Source organism: Kitasatospora putterlickiae (assembly GCF_039527695.1).
Taxonomy (GTDB): Bacteria; Actinomycetota; Actinomycetes; order Streptomycetales; family Streptomycetaceae; genus Kitasatospora; species Kitasatospora putterlickiae.
Genome location: NZ_BAAAKJ010000001.1, coordinates 8,782 through 13,436, shown reverse-complemented (window position 1 = coordinate 13,436; position 4,655 = coordinate 8,782). Strand labels below are relative to the sequence as shown.

Genomic DNA, 4,655 nt, shown 5'->3' with positions numbered 1-4,655 from the left:
GGACGCCGCCCCGGCCGACGCCCGGCTCACCCTGGCCAAGCCCGGCACCCCGGTGACCGCCCCCGCCGCCAACGGCGACCTCGCCCCCGGCGCCGGGGCCGTCGCCACCGGCGCGCTCGCCCCCGGCTTCACCGTCACCCAGACCACCACCGTCACCGAGCAGCGCGGCCTTGGCCTGTCCGGGATCACCTGCACGCCGTCCGGCACCGGCTTCTGGTTCGCCGGAGCCTCCACCGCCGAGGGCCGCACCGACTACATCAGCCTGGTCAACACCGAGACCAGCGCCGCCGTGGTCGACCTCAAGCTCTACGGAGACAAGGGCCTGATCGAGAACGACGCCGCCCACGGCATCAGCATCGCCCCCGGCAGCTCCCAGTCGGTGCTGCTGTCCACCCTGAGCAAGGGTCAGGTCGCCGACCTCGCCGTGCAGGTGGTCGCCCGCACCGGCCGGATCGGCGCCGCCCTGCACGCCGCCGACGGCGGCAAGGGCGCCGACTGGGTGCCCGCCTCCGCCGACCCGGCGCCCGTCCAGGTGCTGCCCGGCCTGCCCGCCGACACCACGGCCGCCCGCCTGGTCGTCTGGGCCCCGCCGGAGGACGACGCCGACCTGAAGATCGAGCTCTCCGGCAAGAACGGCTGGTTCACCCCGGCCGGCAGCGAGTCCATCCACGTCAAGGCCGGCATGGTGGCCGCCGTCGACCTCGGCAAGGTGACCCGCGACGAGGTGGCCGGCCTGCGGCTGTCGCCCAGCGACGACAAGCACCCCACCCCGGTGGTGGCCGGCCTGCGGATCGACCGCGCCGCCGCCAACGGCAAGTCCGACGCCGCCTGGCTGGCCGGCACCGTGCCGGTCGGCGCCCGCGCCACCGTCGCCGACAACCGCGGCGGCGGAGCGTCCACGCTCTTCCTCACCTCCACCGGCGAGGCCGCCACCGTCCGGGTCACCTCCTCGGCCGGCACCGGCGGCGGCACCCCCGCCACCCAGGAGGTCCAGCTGCCGGCCGGCGGCACCGTCGCCCTCCCGGCGCCCGAGCCCGCCGGACTGAACGGCGCCTTCGCGCTCACCGTGGAGACCGTCACCGGCGGCCCGGTCGCCGCCGCCCGGATGCTCGCGATCCCCAGCAAGGACGTGCCGATGTTCACCATCCAGGCGCTGCGCGACGACCGCTCCAGCGTCAAGGTCCCGCACGCCGCCCAGGACCCGGGCGTGGTCCTGCGCTGACCGCGCGACGAACGGAGGAGGGGCCGGACCCGGCGATCGGGTACGGCCCCTCGGGCGTTCCGGGCCGGTCCGCGCCGGCCCGGCCCTCGTCTCAGTCCTCGTCGTAGCGCGGGTCGATGGCGTCGGGGGAGAGCCCCAGCAGCTCCGCCACCTGCTCGATCAGGATCTCGTGCACCAGCGCCGCGCGGTCCTCCCGCGACTTCGCCCGGATCTCCACCGGCCGCCGGTACACCACGATCTGGCTCTTGCGCCCCTGCCGCCCGGGCGAGACCCGGCCCAGCGGCACCCCGCCGTCCGGATCGGTGCCGTCCGACTCGTGCAGCGGCACCTCCTGGACGGCGAACTCCACCTCGATCAGCTGCGGCCAGCGCCGCTCCAGCCGTTCCACCGACTCGCGCACGTAGTCGTCGAACAACTCGGAGCGGGTGAGCGAGATCGGGACCTGCGGCGGCGCCAGCGGGCCGCGCAGACCCCGGCCGTGCCGGTCACGGTGCCGCGGGCGGCGTGAGGGGCCCGTTGATGACTGCGGTGCGGAGCTGTCCATATCACTGCCGAGAGTAGTCCTTGGACGCCAGGAAGTGGACCACCCCGGCAGCTGTTCGCCCGGGGCGAGCGGAGCACCCGGGCGGCGCGCGGGCGACGACACGGCACACCCTCCGGACAGGCGGTCTTCGCTCCCCGGCGGGGAGTGCTGTACCGTCCACCCTCGTGAGCTCTGTACGTCGTTGTTCGCGGACCGCGTGCGGCCGTCCGGCCGTCGCGACGCTGACGTACGTCTACGCGGACTCCACCGCCGTCCTCGGACCGCTCGCCACCTACGCCGAGCCGCACTGCTACGACCTGTGCGCCGAGCACGCCGAGCGCCTCACCGCCCCGCGCGGCTGGGAGGTGGTCCGGCTCCTCGCCGAGGCAGGGCCGCTGCGCCGCAGCAGCGACGACCTCGAAGCGCTCGCCAACGCCGTCCGCGAGGCCGCCCGCCCGCAGACCCCGCGTCAGGGCCGCGCCCCCGAGGGCGAGTCCACCGAGGCCGGCCGCCGCGGCCACCTCCGGGTGCTGCGCTCGCCCGACAACTGAGCCGCCGCCCGGCCCGCGCCCGCCCGCGTCCGGCTCCCGCCCCCGCACGAACCGTTCCGCCCGCCCGGGTACGCTGCCCCCCTGTACCGGGTGGCGCCCGCCGCCCCGCCCGGTCGTACCGAGACCACGGGCGATCAGCCCGCCGGCCAGGCCGCCGGCGCGTTCGCCGAACAGACACGGAACCAAGGTGGAGCCGCAGTGCGCGACCTCAAGCAGCTCGTGAAGGCGTACGACGTACGGGGCGTCGTCCCGGACCAGTGGGACGAGAACCTCGCCCGCGCCTTCGGCGCCGCGTTCGTGCAGGTCACCGGCGCGACCGCGATCGTGGTCGGCCACGACATGCGGCCCTCCTCCCCGTCGCTGACCCTGGCCTTCGCCGAGGGCGCGGCCGGCTACGGCGCCGACGTCGTGCGGATCGGCCTCTGCTCCACCGACCAGCTGTACTACGCCAGCGGCGCCTTCGACCTGCCCGGCGCGATGTTCACCGCCAGCCACAACCCGGCCGAGTACAACGGCATCAAGCTCTGCCGGGCCGGCGCCGCCCCGGTCGGCCAGGACACCGGCCTCGCCGAGATCCGCGAGCTGGTCGAGTCCTGGACCGCCGAGGACGACACCGTCACCGTCCCGGCGCGCGACGTCCGCCCGGGCACCCTCTCCGAGCGGGAGACCCTGCGCGGCTACGCCGACCACCTGCTCGGCCTGGTCGACCTCACCGCCATCCGCCCGCTCAAGGTCGTCGTCGACGCCGGCAACGGCATGGGCGGCCACACCGTGCCCACCGTCTTCGACGGCCTGCCGATCGAGCTCGTCCCGATGTACTTCGAGCTGGACGGCACCTTCCCCAACCACGAGGCCAACCCGCTCGACCCGAAGAACCTGGTCGACCTGCAGGCCAGGGTCCGCGAGGTCGGCGCCGACCTCGGCCTCGCCTTCGACGGCGACGCCGACCGCTGCTTCGTCGTCGACGAGCGCGGCGAGCCGGTCTCCCCGTCCGCCATCACCGCCCTGGTCGCCGCCCGCGAGATCGCCCGCGCCAAGGCCGCCGGCGAGGCCGAGCCGACCATCATCCACAACCTGATCACCTCCTGGACCGTCCCCGAGGTGGTCCGCGAGCTCGGCGGCACCCCCGTGCGCACCCGCGTCGGCCACTCCTTCATCAAGCAGGAGATGGCCGTCACCGACGCCGTCTTCGGCGGCGAGCACTCCGCGCACTACTACTTCCGCGACTTCTGGCGCGCCGACACCGGCATGCTCGCCGCGCTGCACGTGCTGGCCGCCCTCGGCGGGCAGCCGGGCACCCTCTCCGGGCTCACCGCCGAGTACGACCGGTACGCCGCCTCCGGCGAGATCAACAGCACCGTCGCCGACCAGGCCGGCCGCACCGCCGCCGTCCGCGCCGCCTTCGCCGTCGAGGGCACCACCGTCGACGAGCTGGACGGCCTCACCGTGGCCGGGCCGGACTGGTGGTTCAACCTGCGCGCCTCCAACACCGAGCCGCTGCTGCGCCTGAACGTCGAGGCGAAGGACCCGGCGAGGATGGCCGAGCTGCGCGACGGCGTGCTGGCCGTGGTCCGCGCCTGACGTACGGCCCCGATGCCCCGGCCGGTAGGGTTTCCTCTCGGCCGGGGCACCGCCGTGCCGTCCCGCCGCAACCCCCGCACCGAGACCGGAGACCGAACGCCATGAAGCTCGAATCCTTCCTGCTGGAGATCCTGGTCTGCCCGCAGTGCCGGGCCGCGCTCACCGAGGGCGGCACCGAGGAGCAGCCCGAGCTGGTCTGCACCGGCGAGGGCTGCGGCCTGGTCTACCCGGTGCGCGACGGCATTCCGGTCCTGCTGGTGGACGAGGCCCGCCGCCCCGCCTGATCCTGGAGGGGCGGCCCGTCCTGCCCCGTCCCGCGCCCGCCGTCCGCCGTCCGCCGTCCTCAGCGCCCAGCCACCAGCCGGAGGCCCGCCGCATGCTCGACGACACCCTGCTCGACGACCCGGCCGCCCTCCAGCGCGCCGACCACGACCGCGCGCTGCTCGCCCTCGCCGGCTCCGGCGCCCGGGTCCGCACCGCCCTGCGGCTCGCCGACGCCGCCGGCCTGGACCGGCTGCGCCCCGACGGCCGTCCGCGCGCCGTCCTGGTCGCCGGGCACGGCAGTGCGCTGACCGCCGGCGAGATGCTGGCCGCCCTGGCCGGCACCGCCAGTCTGGTCGCCCCGCTGCCGCCCACCGACGCCGCGCCGGTCCCGCGCCCCGACCGGGCGACCGCCCCGGCCGCCTTCACCGCCGGCCTGGCCTGGCAGCTCCCCGGCTGGGCCGGCCCGCTCGACCTGCTGGTGATCAGCTCCGCCGGCGGTGGCGAGCGCGGCCTC

Annotated in this window: 5 protein-coding genes and 1 pseudogene; 5 read left to right on the top strand and 1 reads right to left on the bottom strand. The window is 75.8% G+C overall.

The window, feature by feature from the left end:
- Window positions 1-1,222 (top strand): DUF5719 family protein (locus ABD308_RS00075; RefSeq protein WP_344321720.1); only part of this gene is annotated, 1,222 nt, incomplete at its 5' end.
- Window positions 1,223-1,313: 91 nt separating this feature from the next.
- Here the strand turns inward: ABD308_RS00075 and ABD308_RS00070 are convergent.
- A complete protein-coding gene (locus tag ABD308_RS00070) occupies window positions 1,314-1,766 on the bottom strand; it encodes a metallopeptidase family protein (protein WP_344321718.1) in 453 nt (150 codons plus the stop codon).
- Window positions 1,767-1,930: 164 nt separating this feature from the next.
- Here ABD308_RS00070 and ABD308_RS00065 point away from each other — a divergent pair, with 164 nt between their 5' ends.
- The 4 genes and pseudogenes from ABD308_RS00065 to ABD308_RS00050 form a co-directional block, all read left to right on the top strand.
- A complete protein-coding gene (locus tag ABD308_RS00065; protein WP_344321712.1) occupies window positions 1,931-2,296 on the top strand; it encodes a DUF3499 domain-containing protein in 366 nt (121 codons plus the stop codon).
- A gap of 198 nt (window positions 2,297-2,494) precedes the next feature.
- Entirely contained in the window at window positions 2,495-3,877 is a 1,383-nt protein-coding gene (locus ABD308_RS00060; RefSeq protein ID WP_344321705.1) for a phosphomannomutase/phosphoglucomutase, read from the top strand.
- A gap of 101 nt (window positions 3,878-3,978) precedes the next feature.
- On the top strand, window positions 3,979-4,161 hold the full coding sequence (locus tag ABD308_RS00055; RefSeq protein WP_344321698.1) for a Trm112 family protein: 183 nt from the start codon (window positions 3,979-3,981) through the stop codon (window positions 4,159-4,161).
- Window positions 4,162-4,253: 92 nt separating this feature from the next.
- Window positions 4,254-4,655, top strand: a pseudogene (locus tag ABD308_RS00050) (SIS domain-containing protein); the annotation flags it as partial.